This is a genomic window from Blautia acetica (assembly GCF_038739805.1).
GTDB lineage: Bacteria > Bacillota > Clostridia > Lachnospirales > Lachnospiraceae > Blautia.
Genome location: NZ_JBBEWO010000004.1, coordinates 71889 through 88391 on the forward strand (window position 1 = coordinate 71889; position 16503 = coordinate 88391).

A 16503-nucleotide genomic window follows, 5' to 3' on the forward strand; every position below is an offset into this window, starting at 1 on the left:
GAAGTTTGCTAGTTGTCTTTTTAATAACAGGAGTGTTTATATTATTAGGCATATTATACATTTTTCATCTGAAGAGGGAAATTAGAAGAATTATAGAATGGATAGAACATAATGAGCATATCTACTCGGTCAATGTATTTGATAAAGATATTGAGAACCTTGCACTTAGTATCAACAAGCGAATTAAAGAAGATGAACGAAAAGAACATCAGCTAAAAAAACAGGATAAAAATTTTAAAAAGATGGTAGCAAATTTATCACACGATTTACGTACTCCATTAACTGTTATTATTGGTTACTTGCAGTTAATTAGATTAGAAAAAAATGTGAATGAACCTGTTAATAGCTATATAGAACATATTGAAAAAAAGGCGGATTATTTAAAAAAATTAGTAGACGATTTATATTTATTGTTTTGGAGTGAAGCAATAGAGAGCGAAGTTGATATGAAATCAGTCAATATTACAGAGGTAGTCACTTCTTTGTTAAAGGAATATATTCAAAATTCAAAACGTGCCTCAGAACAATTAGATATTAGACTGCCACATGGAAACATTTGGATACTTGCTCAAGAGAAAATATTAATTAGAATTTTATGTAATTTAATAGATAATGCTTTAAAGTATAGTACTGGTGATATAATGTTTTACATGTGGGGAGAATCCGAGTATTGTCATATACAAATAAGCAATCCTTCTGATTATATTAGTGATGAAGAATTAAAATCTATATTTGATTTGTTTTACACAAAAGATGAAGCAAGGATAAAAAGCAGTGGTATCGGATTGTATGCTACTAGAAAGCTAGTAATACAAATAAGTGGTGATATTCAAGTGAATTATGAAGCGGGAATTTTCACTGTCAGTATAAAGTTGCCCTTAATATGAAAAAATTGGTCACAGTAGAAAAATAAAAGATATTGTTACTGCATTTTGAAACCCTGAAAGTGAAAGCACTGTCCATTTTTTGAAGAGTCTTCTGGAATACAATAGATTATTATTCCCTGCGATTGCTGTTATGCTGTCATCCTTGAGACAGAATACGTGGTAGTTCGGAGTGGTTTTTGTCATTTCACTGGGACGGCAGAAGGAAAACTTATAAAGCATAATAGAAGTGGGTATGTGAAAGTGGCATATCCACTTCTATTGTATTTAGAGAAGAAATCTAAGAGTTCTTCGGGGAAACATCTTCATTTAGGGATAATTCCTCATACGCAAGTAAATCTGGAGTAACCTTTTCTTCACCCGAAAGGTTTGCTACATTCCGGAAATATAGGCGATAATAATGTCCAGATAAAAGGCGGATATTTTTATCGAATGTAAAGTGATATTCTTTCTGGTCAGTGGAACGGAAAATAATTTTCTGTTTCTTGGTAAGTGGGCTGACTTCACGTTTTGTACAGGTTCCAGTTAATTCGGTATAGTCATGCATCTTGATGGTATGTAGCAGACTCACAATTCGTATGGCAGTTCCAACACCGATGCAAAGACTCATAAGGAGAAATATCTGGTCGTCTGTTATAAATCCGTAAATACATCCAAATAGGACACAGAAAAAGCCGATTGCCCCATGGACAATCAGCTTATTAAGAAATGGTTTTGGCATAATTTGCTCCTTCCTATAATTTTTCAAATGCAATCTGTTTATTGAGGTACAAATTACTGATGGCTTCCAGTACAGGATAACCGGCATGGGTGAATTGGATATCCTGTGCCAGGGTACGGAATGTTGCATCCGAGGTTTCATAGAGCTGCGTCAAAAGTTGCTCTGTATTTTGTGGATGGATGCCCTGTTCTACACAGGTTACAAGCTCTGCCGTAGAAATCTGTACTTTTTTTGCTATTTGGAGTACCGTGTCCTCTATAGCAGTCCGTGCCGGCTTTTTTAGATAATGGATCAGTTCCTTTGTGTGCAGTTTTTTCTTCATGCAGAGATAGATGCAGGTAAAAAGCCGTACTGAAAAACTGTCCTGCAATGGGCTGATATAAAGTTCTCCTAAGAGGCGGTACAGGGCATCCACACCAGTTAAACCATCCCCTTTTACAACCAGTCCTCGAAGCAGCAGCCGATTCAGGTAAGGTTCAATGGGGATATTTTCCGAACGGTGATGTTTTTTCAAGCGTTCGGAAAAAGCAGACTGCAATTCATGGATCTGTCGGATTTGAAATGCGAGGCTGCTCCACAGAAAGAATTCTTCTTCTGTCAGTCCGTATTCCTGCCGGTTATTGATAACAGTCGGTGTTTTATGTTCCTTTATGGAATCCTGGAATCGTAGGATTCCGACTGCAGTATAAAGTGTCAGCATAATCGTTCTCCCTTCAAGATAAAAGAGTATATAATTTGGTATCCTGCTGTAAGTATTTCCGGGCTTTGCTTTGCCATGCCCGGACATGATTCATTGGGACACCATAATGTTTGGAAATTTCTTGGTTGGTATATCCTTTTTGCTGCAGGAGCAGGGCATGTATTCCTTTTCTTAGTGTATTGCAGCTTCTCGCTTCTAAGGACTGCAGGTGCTTATAAATGGGTTCCTGGTTCATACATTGTTCCTGCCATAGTTCGGTTTTTTGGTCTACAAGCAGGGGTTCCATGTCAAATTCGGAAGATGCATACATGGAACAGGTGTATTTTCGTTCTTTTTGCAGTTTTCTCCAATAACTGTAAATGGCATTTCGTATGGCAACTCTGGCGTAAACTGCAAAGGGACGGGTGTTGTCATAGTTCATGGCGGCTTTGCATAAAGCTAAGTTTCCGGCTTGCAGAAGGTCTTGCTGCTCATCGTATGAGACATAAGCACAACGAGTAGTCAATTTTTTTACCATTTCAGGTACCAAATATAAGTACTCCTCTGTCAATCGGCGTTCATCATCTGTCATCGGGATGATCATACATATCCCCCCTTTCAACCAATGGCCCTGAGAGGGATATGGTTATTCTCCAGAATCTTCATGGATTCCAGAATTAGTTGATCACACATATAAGTGCTAAATTCTCCGATGTGTGCTTCCTTGGCAGTCAGACAGAATTTATCAGCAATCCAGCGGTAAGCCTCCGATTTCGTAAAGATGTGGTTTAGCCATATCTGGTCAAACACCCGGTGTGCTTGGATCCTTTTTTGCCGAAGCTCTTTGTTTGCCAGTTTTCCTTTGGCATTGGTAGTGCCAGGATGAACTCCTACATAAGAATTACACTGTGGGAAGTGACTGCACACATAGAGTTTTCCATCTTTCGCTTTATTTCCATATACATAGGACGCATCCCTTAAAATTGCGATGCTGCCGCAGTATGGGCAGCGGATTTGTTTCTGTTTCATAAAGATTCACCTCGCTTACGTGTTTTATACGTATATTGTAAGAAAGCAGGTGATGAATTCCCATAGGATGGGCATAGAAACTACTCCCAGATTCGGACTAAATGGCACAAAATGGCAGAAAATCTAAGAATAGAACAGTGCCTTGATAAGCGGAAAGAAACCGCTGTCTGCAAAACGTGAGTAATTTACTGGTGTAAAGATGAACCCTGCACAGAAAATCCGGATGACATAAACAGAAATCAGAGCTATACATAGCCGATACAGATTTCTGGTGCGTTTGTTCCAGGGCTTTCTCGGACGAAACTTCAGGTACAGGATTAAAAGTGCAGGAATAAAAATAAAGTTCGTAAATATTGTATCGATTCCTTGAATCATAGCAGTGAAATTCAACATAAAATCGCCTCCTTTCTTATCCTGTACGCAGAAAGTGCCAAAAGTGCAACCTTTTACCAGTGATAATGAGATGCTTCCTGGTGCCGCAGTAAAGCAAAACAAGGACATGGCTTATCGGTCAATGCTTCTTTTGCAAAGTAGAGTCCATATAAAGACTGAAATTGTTCCAGTGTTATGGCGGATAGACATTCCGTTGGTTCCGGTATGCGGGAGAAGAGCATACGGGCATCTGCCATGGGCAGGACACATGGACTGCCGTTTTCATCTGGATGATATAAGAAGTGTGGGCCATTACAATAACCTGGGGTTTTACAGGAAACACAGCGAACATAAATACAGGAATGCCAATTTCCATCACAAATATCTAAAAAATGCCGGATGTGTTTGGCATCGGCATTACAACGAGATTGTTCCATATTCATCACCTTTATAGCAGGCAGCCGTAATAAGCTGCCTGTGAGCATATCTATTGATAGTTACTTATCTTTTTTCCGCTTACGGATATATAAGATACCAAATCCTGCAGCAAAGAGGAGTGCGGCACCTGCCAGTAAAAGATAAGGAAGAACGGTTGTTTCATCTCCGGTCTTGACTGGTTTGGAAGGTTCAGGTGTGTCTTTTGGAGCTTCCGTAAGTTTTATCGTCTGTCCTTTATCGTCCAGATCCTCATGGGAAGCAATTTCAAGTGCTGTTTCTCCTTCAAGGGAAAAAAGTTTTTCAAAAACGACTACATCATGTCCAGCCAATGTGCTTCCATCAAAAGTGAAGATGACTTCGACAGAACCATTGGAATCCTTTGGTGTAAATTCTGTTTCTGCCGTGACAGGTTTTCCATCAATCATAACTTCCTTTTGGGTTGTTTTGTCCATCAGTGTGCCGACCAGTTTGTATGGAGTATCCGGAATCAGATTTTGGTAGGATACGGTGTCAATGATGGTTACTTCTTTCGTAGCAACGGCTTCCTGATCCCCATCCGCTTTGTCCTTCGCAGTAGTTCCAATTCCTGGGAAGTAGATAGACTGTTCATGGTCTTCTATATCGGCGTGAACAGCAATCTCTTTTTCCTGATACGTTAAAGACTCAAAGACAACAATTGTTTTGCCGGACAGGATGCTGCCATCAAATGTAAAGGTAAGTTCAATACTGCCAGAGGCATCTTCAGGAGTAAAGGTCGTAGTGGCAGTAATCGGTTTACCATCTGCCTGAAGAGGCTCTTTTGTCTCTTTGTCCATCAAGATACCGGTAAGTGCATACTCTTTTCCTGGAATTAGGTTACTATATTTAACCGTGTCAACGATGGTAATCTCTTTATCGGTTTTGGTAAAATGATCTCCGTCTGCTTTATCTTTTGCAGTAGTAGCGATTTCTGGGAAGTAGATGGTCTGCCCATTATCTTCAAGATCTGCGTGTGTTGCAAATTCTTTGCCGTCATAAGTAGCAGATTCAAAAACAACTACGGTTTTTCCGGCAAGGGAGGTCCCATCAAAAGAAAAAATCACATCTACCGTTCCAGAGGATTCTTTAGGAGTAAATGTGGTTTCGGCAGTAACCTCTTTCTTATCTATTTCGACAGGTTTTCCGGTTTCTTTATCCATAAGGGTTCCAGTCATAACATATTCTTCGCCGGGCAGAAGATTTTTGTAAGCTACCGTATCTACAAGGGTAACTTCTTTATCTGCTTGGGAAAGATTCATATCTGTTTCCTTATCTTTTGCAGTGGTCCCGATTTCTGGGAAATAGATAGTCTGATCCTGATCTGTAATGTCCGCATGAACAGCCAGTTTTAAATCCTCCTGGTACAGTTCCTCAAATACTACGATTGTTTTGCCCTTCAGAGAAGAGGCATTGAACGTAAAGGTCACTTTTGCAGAACCAGAAGATTTTTTTGGTTTGAAGGTGGTTTCTGCTGTGACAGGTTTTCCATCTATTTCAATTGGCTTTCCGGATTCCTGATCCATCAGTGTACCGATGAGCTTATAAGACTGTCCCTTCTTTAAGCCTTCGTATTCTACGGTATCAACCAGAGTGATTTTTTCTTCTGGTTTGGCAAAGTGGGAGTTGCTGTCTTTGTCAAGGGCAGTAGTTCCAATGGTAATCTGATCATCCGTTAAAGTTCCCATATCCACGACTACGTGATTTTTGTATACAGAGACCTCAATTTTTAAGAGGTTCATACCTTCATTGGAATCGCAGCGTTGTTCTTCCAAAATATAGGTATCATAAATCAGGGCTCCTTTGGCATCATCAGGTTTAGAAGCGCCAAACCAGATTCCGTCTTCAGAAGTTTCCCCACGATTGGTATTTGTAGTGTGCTTATTCCATTCTGAGGAAGTACTGGCATAGCCATTTTTGTCTGTTACAATGGTATGACTTTCTCCTGTAGTTTTGGAGGTAATGGAAAATGGGACATTTGCCAGCCGGTTTAAATCTCCGTCAGAGACCTTTACGAATTCTAAATCGCCACGGATTACCTGATTGGAAATCGCTGTTTCTTTTGCAGTTAAATCCAAAATTTTCCCATTTTCTGTGATATGAAACTCCTGAGAGAGTTTGCCCTCGTTCAAATAACCTTCCGGTGCTTTTGTCTCATCAACCCGGTAATGACCATAAGGGAGCGTATCTTTTTTGGTGGAAGCAAGCCCCTTTTCATCTGTCTTCAAAGTGAGAACTACTTGATCTTTTTCGTAAAGGGTTCCATCCACAAGAACAGGATTTGGACCAAGATTGGTGATTGTAAATTCTGCATCCTTTAAAGAAGCATTTCCCTGTGGTTTGGCTTCTCCTGTTTCCAGATCCCGTTTTTGGATTTTGACACCGCCACGGATAATCTGGTTAGAAACAGAAGTCTCTTCTGTTGTTAAATCTACGATTTCTCCATTTTGGGTGATGTCAAATTCAAGAGCCTTTGCACCATCGGTTAGGTATCCGGAAGGCGCTTTGGTTTCTTCTATCCGGTAATGTCCAAGGGGCAGGGCATCAGCGGCACTTGCAGCAATACCATGTGTATCCGATTTGATTGTAAGCACTGCCTGACCATTTTCATAGAGCTTTCCACCTACCCATACTGGCTGTTTGTTCAGAGTGGTAATGGTAAATTCGGCATCTGCAAGAGATGCGGTTCCTTGTGCTTGTGTTCCCTGAGTTTCCAGATCCCGCTTCTGAATTTTGACGCCGCCTCGGAAGACCTGTTCTTCGACAGAAGAAGCGTTATAAATAGAGATAGTTTCTTCCGTACCGGTACTGGTGATTTGCTGCACGAAAACAGATTCGTTTGGAAGATAGCCGGCAGGGGCTTTGGTTTCCTGTACGGTTACTGTACCCAGTGGGAAGCAGACGGTCTTTCCATCACTGGCATAGAAAAATTCATCCCCGGATACCAAATAATCTTTTGTAAAATGGATTTCTCCAGAGGCATCTGTTTTCAATATCCAGGTGCGAACCGGTTTCTTACCATTTGCTCCGGGATCGGTAGCTGACTGCTCTGTATAGAATTTTATTGTAAATTCGGCATTGGCGAGAGAGCCGGTTCCCTGTGCAGAATTTTGCTGTGTGTCAGCATCCAGCTTTTTAAGGAGCAGTTTTACGGGATTATTTTGAGGAATATCCTTTACTTTTACGGTAGATGTTCCTTCTGCTTTTACCGTAACATTATGGGCGGAAGTATCTATAGCAAATCCTTCTGGGGCACTGATTTCTTTAACGGTGTAACTTCCTTCTGCCAGTTCTTTGGATTTTGCATATCCTTTTTTATCGGTAACAAGAGTTTCTACCAGTTCTTCCCCTTTGTAGATTCCGTATTTGGCTCCTTCTAAAGAGTAATTGCCATTTTTATCGGAAATATCGGTATTGGCAGAGGATTTCTGCAGTTCGATAAAGCCGTTTGGAACCTGATACCAGCTTCCTGCAAAAGTTTGGGAAGCATCGCCAGGAACGATAAAAGCACGGAAGGATTCTGGTGGGGCAGGAAGCCCTTCAATGGCGTTGGCAACTTCCAATGCTTTGTCAATATAATTTTGAGGTGCGCCATGGAAGGCACCGGTGTCCCCGTTATTTCCAGCGTGGATATAGGAAACGACCAGATGACCAATGACATAAGAGTTGTCATCGGACCATCCTTGGAAATATTGATCTTTTATGAGCTTTTCGTAGCCGTATCCACCATTGACATAGTAGAGTGCTTTTCTAAGTGGGGAATCCTTTCCTAAAAGATTATAAGGATATTGTCCGGAAGCAGGTGTTTTCTTTAATGGTTCAACGCAATAAGCCGTATTATTACCATCAAAACTCATGCGGGAAGTATAATAGTCCCCGTATGGAATTTTGGCTCCTGCCGTATAATCAATGGTTCCATCTGCAGCATAAGCGGTATGGGCATTGAAAAAGAGTGTGCTAAGAAACATCGTGACACAAAGAAAAAGGGCGGTTAGCCGGATATGAGGTTGTTTTGCTGGTTTTAACATAAATCTCCTCCTTTGTTAAAAAGAAAAGCAGCCATATTCGGGCTGCAGGTAACATTAACCGACTTTTTTATCCTGGCGTTTCAAGATTTCCAGGAGTTCCTGTCGGTCTGTGGTAATTAATTCTTTTTCCAGGTTGGAAGCTTTAAATTCCACAGTGATATTATTGTTGTTTGTTGAAATCAGTCCGTTTCCACGTTGGAAATGGGTGATATTCATAACTTCGGTTTCGGAAAGACGAAGAATGGTTTTTACACGTTGTGCCTCTTCATCTTCCATGTTAAGAATAATTTTGGTTTTACAGTTATTGATAATGCCTTTTCCATATTTTCCGTCATCCAGAGCAAAAAAGTCATTAAGGTCTTGGGTTGCAAAAATACCGGCACCAGAGTATGCCCGGATGATCTTGGCAATCTCCAAAACGAATTCAGCGGCCAGGCGGTTACTGGAGGCACCGATGAGCTGCCATACTTCATCTACGAAAATGGCTTTTTCTTCGGTACGGTTTTCTTTGGCTTTATCCCATACATAGTCCAGAGCAACAAACATCCCTACCGTTAAGAGATCACTGGAGCCAGTCAGCTCTGAAATGTCCAAAACGGTATATTTATTGGTCAGATCTACATTGGTCTGCTGGTTAAAAGAGGAAGCAGAGCCATGGACAAGACGGTTCAGGATGTGAGCCAGCCGTTTGGTATCTTCAGTTTCCATCAAAACATCATATACATCTCCAAGAATTGGCATCGCTTTATAATGATCCGGGTGTTTGGGATCAATGAGGGATTCATTCTTATGGGTGATTCCCTTTCTTGCATAGGTTTTAATCAGTGCTTCGTCCAAAAGCTGTTTTTCCTCATGGCTCATATCTGGAATGAGCAGAGAAAAGAAAACGTGCAGACGTTGAATCTTACTGGCTAAGGCAGATGCGTCTAAAGTTGGACCGTCCAGCAGCTCATTGACAGAGTTATCTACTTTTCGGATTTCCATGACATTGATGCAGTTTTGGCTGGCAGGAGAAATCTGGATAAAGGTTCCTCCTACATTTCTGGCAGCCCGATAAAACTCATGACCTTTTAACGGTGCGATGATAAATACCTGGATTCCTTTACGCCGCATACGAAGTGCCATAGTCTGCATGGTAAAGGTTTTTCCGGATCCAGAAGTGCCAAGAATCGCAATATTGGAGTTTTTATATTGTTTGGAGTCAAAAATATCAGCAATCACTAAAGAGTTGTTATGCTTATTTACTCCAAATAGGATGCCGTTGTCATCGCAAATGCTGTAGCTGACGAAAGGATAGCAACTGGCAGCTCCGGTGGTTAAGACATTTCGTTTTGAGAGTTCATAGAGTTTTTTATCCAGGTTTACAAGAGGAAGGGAAGATAAAAATCCCTGTTCTTGCAGGAAGTGACAAGACCGCAGATCCATATCCTGTGAGATGAGAAGTTTTTTCATCTCCTGAATCCGCCATTGCAGTTCTTCCAGATCACCTGCCGTAATTGTAATCAAAAGATTCATGTAATAGAAATCTTCATTATTAGCAAGTCCCTGTTTGAGGAAATAGCCGGAACGGATGGCAGAATCCAGATCATCAAAATCCGCATTGGTATCAGAGGCATCTTTGATCTTTGAACGGTTGATCCTGATTTGCTGTCCAAGACGTTGCTGGATCTTATCTTTGGGCTGTTTATACAGAAAAAAGTCAATGTCAATTCCTTCGCCAGCATTGATAAGCAGGGACAGCCAACCTGGCATTACTTTTGCTTTGTAACCATCGCACGGCACCAGCAGGTAAGAATGGTAGATGCCATTTACCAGCACATAGTTGCTGTGTTTAAAGTCCAAAGACTCTGGTGCAATGAATTCATTGATATGGATGTTATCCACTTCCTGCTCACGACCAGATTCCATATAGCGGGTAAGTACCTGGTTAATCCGTTTTGGCAAAGGTGTTTCGGTACATTTGGTACGGTTCAGTAAAGTGTAGAGTACATCGGTTGTAAACTCATCTTCATTGTCATGAACCAGCACATCGTTGCCGCATTGATATAGAAAGGTTTTTGCGGTCTGTGCAGCAGTTTCCAAAGCTGCCAGGATTTCCTTTTCCTCCACCTTCCGATTCACATTGAAAGGTTCGTATTCAAAGATTAGGAAAAAACGTCTGGAAACCGCTTCTCTGGAACTTAACTGCCGGACAAATTGGATATAGTCTTTTTGTAACTGCCGGCAGTTAGGATCTGATTCCCGTTCCATTTCCAAACGGGACTGTTCCAGATGTTTGTTGATATCCGCTTTTTTGGAGATCATCTTAATCTGCAGTTTCACAGGACTGATTTTTAGGTAGGAGATGAAGCTGAAAATGATCCCCTGTTGTTCCCTGGCACTGCGTAAGAGAAAATTGATCGGTTCAATCTCCAGGATTTTTACATAACGATGGTCTGTCGTGTAGATAACACCATTGGCAATCTTATCAATAGGAAGATAATCTTCCAAGGTGATTTCTTTTCGCTTTTTCTTTTTGCTTTTCCCGGAAGCAGGAGGCTGGTTGGAAGCTTTATTCGCAGTTCTTTCTTTTTTTCGTTCCTCCGAAAGTTGCTGCTTTATCTGTTGTTTTTCAAGTTTTGCCTGCCTTTTCGCACTTTTACGTGCAGCGGTTTGTTCTTTTTTTAATTGTCGGGACTCATATTTAAGAATCCGGATGTCTTCACGAGCCTGTTTGCGTATTCCACGTTTTGTAGAAGTGTCAAACTGCCGGCGTTCTTTTTTTTTAATAGCAGAGGATTCTTTTGTCTCCTCTTCGGAAGACATCTGTGAGCAGTTCTTTTCAGAAGAAGATTCTGCAGGTTGTTTTGGATGCCGTTTGCGTTTCTTGGTTTTTGGTTCTTTGTTGCGGGGCTTTTTTATCCGGTACTTTTTTTTCGGCTCCGGATGTACATCCATACGGTAAATAACCCGGCGGTTTTTCAGAAAACGCAGAGCGTTCATTAAAAACGCAGTAATGCTTTCTCCACCGATTCCAATTAGAGAAATCATAGCTGCAGGCAGAGCAGTCATACAGAGAATAATAATCCTGACAGTGAGTGTCAGAGGCAGATTGATAACAGGAATGGTGATCAGGATTGCCAGGACACCGCCTTCGATGGCATTACGGATTTTAAACATTCCGCCCATAAAGGTCCCTTTTTCTATAAAATTGCGAGGGATGAAGACAGGATGTTGTTCTTCAGTATTGTTCATGGCTGCACCTCCTTTGGTTCTTCCATGGAAGGAGTTTCAGGAACTTCTGTGACAGGGGCAGCTTTTTCCGAATTCACGGAGGTATCGTCATAACCTCCTTCTTGCAACTGTTCAATTTCCTCTGTTGTGATGGAAGGAAGTTTGTCATCTGTCGGACGTTCATAGATGATTTCTTTTCCAGAATCAGGGGTACGTTCCTCACCGAAAAAGAATCTTCCAGTAGGGGAAGTGTAGTACACAGGAAGAACGGACTTATCCGGAAGCTGGAACAAAAAATTAATATCAGAAGCATTGGGATAGGTAGTATCATCAGCAAGGAAACGGATGGAAGTTAGAGACATCTGTTTTACGTTTTTAAGATAGGAGGTCAGTTCTTCCTGAAAAAGTTTCACCTGTTCCTTGGAGAAAAAGTATTCCAAAGCTTCAAAATCCTGAAAGCTTATGGATTCGTTATTTTCTGCTTGTTCTGTCTCGGTATTTTCATTATTATCGTGTTGAGTATTTTCTGTCTCGGATTTTTTGTTTCCTTTTTGGGATTTCCAGATGGAGGGAAAGACAAATCCGATGATAATTAAAAAGGCCATCATAAAGATAGCCAGAATTACTTTTTTTCTGTTCATAAGTGTCTCCTTTATTTTTTAGCGAAGATCCAATAGGCATTTGCGGTTGCATGCACTTCCGTCATCATATCGAATTCACGGTTGATGTAGTTTTTGGAGGAACTGTCATTGGGATCATTGACTAATACTTTACCTCCAGCCGTTACACCACGAAGGACAATAAAATGTCCGCCACTGGTAAAAAGCCCAGCTCTTTGGGAACTGATGACCGGATGACCTTCAGATAAAGCCTGAAGTACCTGGTTGGGATCACTGGTCTGTGTGACAGTTCCACACCCAAAATGATCGGACGCTGCCTGGAAATAAGACCAGTAAGTGCCGACTCCTGGTTTGTAATAGGAATTTCCGCACCAGGATATTGCATCAATAGGTGTAATGGTAGTGCCTGTAAGATAACTGGCAATCATAGCAAAGCTTGTCGGACCGCATCCGCTGCTGGCGATGGAACCCCCGCCGTATGGAATGTTTCCATAGTCTGTCTGGAGATAGTGTGGAATCTGCATGCCGTTTGCGGGATAGCTGCCGCCACTGGCAGTAATTTGGTAATACCGAAGGACATGCTCCACATATTCTTTATCACCATACCGGTCATAAGGCCAGCTTGGTCTTGCACACATCATATCAGAGTAGGCAATCGCATTTTCTTTGGTATATCCACCGTCACGCTCCATTGCCCAGTCAATGTATGCAGAACCGTAGTTGTAACCCTGAAGAGCCAGTTTAATCCGGTCTAAGTCCGTAGGTCCGGTACAGCCGGCTTTGTCGAGGGCATATTTTAATTCCTGAATACCACATTCAATGGAGTATTCAGGATCTGTAATCCCATTTGGCACATGGGGATAGCGGGTATTAAATCCACCTTCCGCTGCTTGCATAACATCCAGCCCTCGTCCGCCAGATTCCTGCATCATGACTGCCAGAATTAAATCCACATAATCACTCATACCATATTTCGCAGCGGCTCTTTCTACAGCAGGGCGGTAGGACAATACCTCATCACTAAGATTGATAGCAGCTACTATGCCGGAAGAAGCAGTTCCAAAGAAAGCAGTCAGATTTTCTGCATAGTTTTTGGCAAGTTCTTTCTGCTTGTCTGTAAGATGGAATACATGGTCTGCAAAATAGGAATCCCCAGCATAAACAACGGTATAGGTGTGTTTCGTAAAAGTAACCGTCTGTGTTTGTGCCTGTCCCTGTTCTGTGCCGGCTTCTCCTTCTGCACCGCCATCAACGGTAACTTCCATGGTAACTGTTTCGGTTGCTACATCATAAGAAAAAAGTCCTTCTTTGTTTTCACGGATGAGTTTCTTTAATTGGTTTAGGTTGATGTTTTTATAGTCATCCTGGCTGGCACAAAATTGTGAAATCAGCAGATTGGCATTGACGGAGATGCTGTATGTATAGGGATCATTGATGGATGCAGTATCACCTTGTGGAAGACGGGAAATTGCTGCATGGATCTCTGCCAGAATGTCTTCATGGCTTTCTTCTAACACTTCAACGATGGCTTCACGGGAAGCACGGATGTTTTCACTGATCATAGAGTTGCTGTTTAGTACATCACTTTGCTCGGTCAGGCTTCCAAAGATCAGACCAGGGAGCATCACAATAAATAAAACCGGGAGCAGCAGTATGGCGAGAATAACAAGAAGAATTTTAGCGAGCTGATTCCGGTTGGCTATGACGGCTCCAATTGCTGCTGTGAAAGGTCCGCCAAGGGCGGCACCATATCCTGCTTTGGAGAAAGTGGCTGCTGTTTTTAAGGACTTTAGGTGAGAAACGGTACTGGAGCCTACATCCATTGCTTCGTCAAGTCCAGAGCGTTCTGTATCCATTACTAAATCCGATCCTTTCTTGGAGGAGTAGGAGGAAGCTTTTGGACAATGGATTCGTTGTAGGCTATTTTTCCATCGCCAGCATCATAAGGGATTTTGGATACCGTATTTTCGGCATATTGCTTGTACCAGGTAGCTCCGTCTACAGATTGCACAGTTTCATAGGTTCCCTGGGTAGGAGCCGTATATTGATCGGCATGGTACATAGCAAATTCCCGGCTGTCCCCATTGGAACCGGACTCAACTCCTGTTATCCTGCCGCCGCCAATCTCAACATTGGTATAGGAATGATCCGTTTTATCTTCATTTTGAATTCCCATGTAGGATTGAAATGCAGAAACAGCTCCATCACCTTTGATTGAGCCAACTTGACCATAGTTTCCTTGAGCAATATTGCTGATAACGTTATTAGCAAAATCTCCGCCCTTTTCAAGGGAAGACTGATAAAGTGCATTTCCGATACTTGGTCCTTCGGTATATCCGGTGGCTGCATTTACCGCAGAACGCTCTGTCTGCCTTCCAACGGCTCCGGCTAATCCTCCGGATAGGAAAGAACTTTGTACTGCAGCACTTCCGGGAGAGGAAGAATGGGAACTGCTATGGCTTCCACCGCCATGCCCCCGAAAGGAACTTGCAAGACCTCTTCCGGCGATTAAAAGTTCAGCCATCATATTTCCACCAGTATTTCCAACATTGACTCCCAGACTTGCCATAAAGCTGTCAATCTTTTGAGAAACCTTCAAAAAAGCAATGGCACACAGAAACCAGATAAAGACATTACCGGTGACCGTTTCTTTTCCCTGTGCATCTACAGCTTGCTGTACCTCTGCTTCTGTGAGTTCTGCGGCAAAGACCGGCATGGATGTTACAAGAATCAGACAAGAAATCAATAGCAGGCTGCAGAGCAGTGTTTTCTTATGTTTCATAATCTCCTCCTTCCTAGAGTGATAAAGGGTTTGCAAGGAATGTTCCCACCATGGAAGTAAACAGCCGCAAACACCAGGCGTTCATTAAAAGCAAAAAGAACTGTCCGCCGAGCATACGGCACCAGCTCTTAAAAATATTTCCAGTAGCCTGGGAAGCACCTGTGGAAAATGCAACAGGTGCGGTGTAGACCAGAACTCCAAGCAGTATATAACGTTCCGCAGCTTCAAAAAGCAGCTTGATGTAATTCCAGGCAAGGATCAGTACCAGTATGAGGGCAACAATGGCAACAGCACCGTTGGCACATACTCCCAGGATGACTGTGATTACAGAATTAAACTTGGCAAATTCCAGTGGTGGAAGATCTTCAGTCAGAATCCAGCTATACGGGGTTCCTGCAATATTCAATAGAAGATCCACAATGTCTTTGGCATAGAATGTCAGGAAAAGGAACATAAATGTCCGCAGTGATAATTTGATTGGATCTTCAGCGTCAATCCCTGTCCCCATAAAATAATTCTTAAAAAGCTGCCAAACCCAGTTTAAAAGGATGAGTCCGATAGCCAGTGCCAGAAAAATCTGGTACATTGTTTCCGCTGCTGGAAAATACCGGAGAAAAGTATCCATGGAACATCCCAGTGCACCCAGAACAGAAGTAGTAATCAAATCCAGAATGTTCATGACCTGTTCGGCAATCCATTCTACAATTCCGTCAAGTATTCCCATGACAGAGCCACCTCCTTATCTGCATTATCCATTCCACTGCCCGCCGGCAAAGAACGGAGTGATGTAAGCCATGATAAATCCCAGACCATTGAGAATAGCCCATGTAATGATGATTCGTTTGAGCCATGCCCTGGATTCATCCACGGTTTTTCCGGATTTGGAAAAATTCATCAAAAGCAAAGCAACCGATGCAGTTACAACAGCCGCAATGGTGGAAATCAGGATAATCTGGTTATATACGTCTTTCATGATTTCTGAAGCTTTGTCCCAGATGGTAGCAGCCATAACGGGTTGTACATTACAGGCAATCAGAGTAAAGACAAGGAAGGCAGTATAGAGATATTTGCCATAGTTCCAATGATGTTTCATGCCCGGTGGTGCTTCTTTGTGAGTATGGTTTTTCAAGTAAATGAACCTCCTTCATAAAAAGAGGGCAAAGTGAGATCTTTCACTTTGCCCTGGCTTATAGTTTTCCTGCCTCATAGAAGCTTCCGTCCGGTCAATACGGAGGAACGCTTATTCTATATTTAGTTGTAATACTCCTTTCCATGCACGAAAAAACGCAGCTTGCACCAGAGAAGAGGCATTCCCTGGAAAGCTGCGTTTTCGCTACATACAATTTTGACAGTATCATTTTAACATGGGTAGATTTCCCTGTAAATCGCAGAAGTGTGCCAAGTTGGGACAAAACATAAGAAATAAATATGCCATATAGGAAGAAAAAAGTTCGATTTAGACAAAAAATATGGGCAAAATATAGAAAATATTGTAATGTGGGAAAAACAAAAAATAATCAATTTTCTCAATAAGAGTCTAATTAGAATATATAGTGTTGATTATTATGTGTGGTAGAGTTATGAATTCACTAATCTTGGAACTGGTAGAACAAAATTATCAATCGGGAGGCAGGTTCTATTTTACAGAATAGTGGATCTTAAAGGTTGACTTTATGGTTTAGGAAAAGTATTAAAATGTGCTAATAATTATATTGGAATGGT

The 16503-nt window shown here is 41.8% G+C and carries 14 protein-coding genes; 1 reads left to right on the top strand and 13 read right to left on the bottom strand.

The genetic code is table 11. The features are described 5' to 3' along the window. Positions 1-5: 5 nt before the first annotated feature. On the top strand, positions 6-887 hold the full coding sequence (locus WBS51_RS04130) for a sensor histidine kinase (protein ID WP_227190351.1): 882 nt from the start codon (positions 6-8) through the stop codon (positions 885-887). A gap of 277 nt (positions 888-1164) precedes the next feature. Here the strand turns inward: WBS51_RS04130 and WBS51_RS04135 are convergent, their stop codons facing one another. The 13 genes from WBS51_RS04135 to WBS51_RS04195 form a co-directional block, all read right to left on the bottom strand. Then, positions 1165-1605, bottom strand: a complete 441-nt coding sequence (locus WBS51_RS04135) for a hypothetical protein (protein ID WP_025580278.1) — start codon at positions 1603-1605, stop codon at positions 1165-1167. Positions 1606-1618: 13 nt separating this feature from the next. Beyond that, entirely contained in the window at positions 1619-2305 is a 687-nt protein-coding gene (locus WBS51_RS04140; RefSeq protein ID WP_004223695.1) for a hypothetical protein, read from the bottom strand. A gap of 13 nt (positions 2306-2318) precedes the next feature. After that, positions 2319-2888, bottom strand: coding sequence for a sigma-70 family RNA polymerase sigma factor (locus WBS51_RS04145; protein WP_054337558.1), 570 nt, complete (start codon positions 2886-2888; stop codon positions 2319-2321). Between the two features lie 14 nt (positions 2889-2902). After that, positions 2903-3313: a zinc-finger-containing protein gene (locus tag WBS51_RS04150; RefSeq protein WP_004223692.1), complete on the bottom strand. Its 411-nt coding sequence runs from the start codon at positions 3311-3313 to the stop codon at positions 2903-2905. Positions 3314-3436: 123 nt separating this feature from the next. After that, the gene (locus WBS51_RS04155; RefSeq protein ID WP_005340350.1) at positions 3437-3706 is read right to left on the bottom strand and encodes a hypothetical protein; all 270 of its coding nucleotides are present in this window, start codon (positions 3704-3706) and stop codon (positions 3437-3439) included. A 53-nt stretch (positions 3707-3759) separates the two neighbouring features. Further along, the gene (locus WBS51_RS04160) at positions 3760-4170 is read right to left on the bottom strand and encodes a hypothetical protein (protein WP_005340351.1); all 411 of its coding nucleotides are present in this window, start codon (positions 4168-4170) and stop codon (positions 3760-3762) included. Positions 4171-4182: 12 nt separating this feature from the next. After that, positions 4183-8166: a VaFE repeat-containing surface-anchored protein gene (locus WBS51_RS04165; protein WP_118064635.1), complete on the bottom strand. Its 3984-nt coding sequence runs from the start codon at positions 8164-8166 to the stop codon at positions 4183-4185. 54 nt (positions 8167-8220) lie between these two features. Continuing rightward, positions 8221-11400 carry a TraG/VirB4 family ATPase gene (locus WBS51_RS04170; protein WP_138270784.1) on the bottom strand — a complete coding sequence of 1060 codons (3180 nt, stop codon included), beginning with the start codon at positions 11398-11400 and terminating at the stop codon, positions 8221-8223. Then, complete coding sequence (locus tag WBS51_RS04175; protein WP_118064631.1) at positions 11397-12020, bottom strand: DUF5038 domain-containing protein; 624 nt, start codon at positions 12018-12020, stop codon at positions 11397-11399. Before WBS51_RS04175 ends, WBS51_RS04170 begins: the two co-directional genes overlap by 4 nt. Before the next feature lie 11 nt (positions 12021-12031). Continuing rightward, positions 12032-13855: a lysozyme family protein gene (locus tag WBS51_RS04180; RefSeq protein ID WP_117942315.1), complete on the bottom strand. Its 1824-nt coding sequence runs from the start codon at positions 13853-13855 to the stop codon at positions 12032-12034. A gap of 2 nt (positions 13856-13857) precedes the next feature. Beyond that, positions 13858-14781: a hypothetical protein gene (locus WBS51_RS04185; RefSeq protein ID WP_015526852.1), complete on the bottom strand. Its 924-nt coding sequence runs from the start codon at positions 14779-14781 to the stop codon at positions 13858-13860. Between the two features lie 13 nt (positions 14782-14794). Further along, positions 14795-15505 carry a conjugal transfer protein TrbL family protein gene (locus WBS51_RS04190; RefSeq protein ID WP_055151488.1) on the bottom strand — a complete coding sequence of 237 codons (711 nt, stop codon included), beginning with the start codon at positions 15503-15505 and terminating at the stop codon, positions 14795-14797. A gap of 24 nt (positions 15506-15529) precedes the next feature. Continuing rightward, a complete protein-coding gene (locus tag WBS51_RS04195) occupies positions 15530-15910 on the bottom strand; it encodes a fimbrial protein (protein ID WP_330415505.1) in 381 nt (126 codons plus the stop codon). Positions 15911-16503: the final 593 nt, after the last annotated feature.

Bases quoted from the DNA above. Each gene is read 5' to 3' on its own strand.
- WBS51_RS04135 (WP_025580278.1), bottom strand. From the start codon at position 1,605: ATGCCAAAACCATTTCTTAATAAGCTGATTGTCCATGGGGCAATCGGC.
- WBS51_RS04140 (WP_004223695.1), bottom strand. From the start codon at position 2,305: ATGCTGACACTTTATACTGCAGTCGGAATCCTACGATTCCAGGATTCC.
- WBS51_RS04145 (WP_054337558.1), bottom strand. From the start codon at position 2,888: ATGATCATCCCGATGACAGATGATGAACGCCGATTGACAGAGGAGTAC.
- WBS51_RS04150 (WP_004223692.1), bottom strand. From the start codon at position 3,313: ATGAAACAGAAACAAATCCGCTGCCCATACTGCGGCAGCATCGCAATT.
- WBS51_RS04155 (WP_005340350.1), bottom strand. From the start codon at position 3,706: ATGTTGAATTTCACTGCTATGATTCAAGGAATCGATACAATATTTACG.
- WBS51_RS04160 (WP_005340351.1), bottom strand. From the start codon at position 4,170: ATGCTCACAGGCAGCTTATTACGGCTGCCTGCTATAAAGGTGATGAAT.
- WBS51_RS04165 (WP_118064635.1), bottom strand. From the start codon at position 8,166: ATGTTAAAACCAGCAAAACAACCTCATATCCGGCTAACCGCCCTTTTT.
- WBS51_RS04170 (WP_138270784.1), bottom strand. From the start codon at position 11,400: ATGAACAATACTGAAGAACAACATCCTGTCTTCATCCCTCGCAATTTT.
- WBS51_RS04175 (WP_118064631.1), bottom strand. From the start codon at position 12,020: ATGAACAGAAAAAAAGTAATTCTGGCTATCTTTATGATGGCCTTTTTA.
- WBS51_RS04180 (WP_117942315.1), bottom strand. From the start codon at position 13,855: ATGGATACAGAACGCTCTGGACTTGACGAAGCAATGGATGTAGGCTCC.
- WBS51_RS04185 (WP_015526852.1), bottom strand. From the start codon at position 14,781: ATGAAACATAAGAAAACACTGCTCTGCAGCCTGCTATTGATTTCTTGT.
- WBS51_RS04190 (WP_055151488.1), bottom strand. From the start codon at position 15,505: ATGGGAATACTTGACGGAATTGTAGAATGGATTGCCGAACAGGTCATG.